Consider the following 1,503-nt stretch of genomic DNA (forward strand, 5'->3'; position numbering starts at 1 on the left):
TACTACTGTGTCACAAAAGTAGTTGCGCAGTCTATTGCCGTACAGGAAGAGAGCCACCGTTGCATGAGCCTTTGTCCAAGCAGGATGCGCAACGTAGTAATGGAATCAGGAACGTGACGTTGAGCGCGCTGGACTGCCCCGGGGGATGTAATCCGAGGGAAGGGCAGGCAGCGCGCATTCAAGGAAGTTTTTTTTACCACGTCCGTCTGATTGCATTCTGAGTCGCTGAGCCATCAGAAACCCATACGCAGCGATACTCAGTGTGGCGTGATGGTGAAAGCCACGCCAGCCTCGCCCTTCATAGTGACCGAGCCCGAACTCCTGCTTCAGGTCCTGATAGTCGCGCTCGATGCGCCAGCGCATTTTGGTCACGAACACAAGCTGCTCGAGGGTCGCCTCTTCGGGGGCGGTAGTGAAAAAGTATTTGAGCGGCTCCGTATCGCCATCAGGCCATTCAAGTAGCAGCCATTCTTCGTCGCGAACGGTACTTCGCCAAGTGTCGCGATGGGCGGGACGAACCCGCACGGCGGCAAAGCGTGAGGAAAGTGCCGCATTGCTACCTTCCCGCCAGGTTACGGTCTGCCATGCGCTTGCGGGTAATTGCATGGCCAGGTCCTTCACTGCGAGCGGTTCATGGCCGGGCGCGCGGCGTAACAATGTCGGGGGTTTGCCGCGCCCGCTCCAGGGCTTGGGCGGAAGCGGCGCCGTACCGGGTGCCCACACAGAGGTGCCCGGCCGGATCCCTACCGCATACAACAAACCCAGTTCAGTTACGCTTTCACGGAAAGCGGTTTCGTCGCCGTACCCGGCATCGGCGAGCACAATGCCCGGTGCAATGCCGGATGCTATAGCCTCTCGAAGTTGGGCTAGCGCAATCTGTGGCTTGGTCTCGAAGGCGAGATCGTCGGGAATGCCCGCACGACGCGCTCGTTCCCGGTCGTCAATCCATTCCTTGGGGACATACAGCTGCCAGGCAATTGGCAGGCTCCCGCGTTGCGTCGCGATCGACAGGCTCACGGCGATCTGGCAGTTATCCTGTTTGCCCAGTTGCCCACAGTATTGCCGCGCTACGCCGACCGAATGCTTGCCTTTCTTCGGGAAGCCCGTGTCGTCAATAATCCAGTAGTAGCCGCTTTCTTCAGCAGCGTGCTTGTCTAACGCGGGCATCACCCATTCGCGTACCCGCTGCAGGACCTCACGGTCAGACCAGTCTGCCTTCGCCACAAAGTGGTGGAGTGACTGGTGCTTCGCACTCGCGTGAAGTGGGTCAATGTGCGCGGCCATCGGCTCGACGCTCTTGCGAGACAACGGCAACACCAGGCCCGAACAGTAACCCTTGAAGCCAGCGTGGCGATCGGCGTGCCCTAACGTCTGCGCCAGATGATTCAGATACGCGTCAAATTCGTCGACATCTTCTCTCATCATCATCGCCCGAAGTCTGTATTATTCAATACTACCAGGTATCGCTTCGCTGTAAATAGGTTTTGTGACACAGTAGTACTA

1 protein-coding gene is annotated in these 1,503 nt (G+C 58.2%); it reads right to left on the minus strand.

Annotated elements, in window-relative coordinates; all coding sequences use genetic code 11:
• Positions 1-105: 105 nt before the first annotated feature.
• A complete protein-coding gene (locus tag F6X42_RS42570; protein WP_133662055.1) occupies positions 106-1,422 on the minus strand; it encodes an IS701 family transposase in 1,317 nt (438 codons plus the stop codon).
• Positions 1,423-1,503 lie beyond the last annotated feature (81 nt).

This window comes from Paraburkholderia podalyriae (assembly GCF_014397785.1).
Taxonomy (GTDB): Bacteria; Pseudomonadota; Gammaproteobacteria; order Burkholderiales; family Burkholderiaceae; genus Paraburkholderia; species Paraburkholderia podalyriae.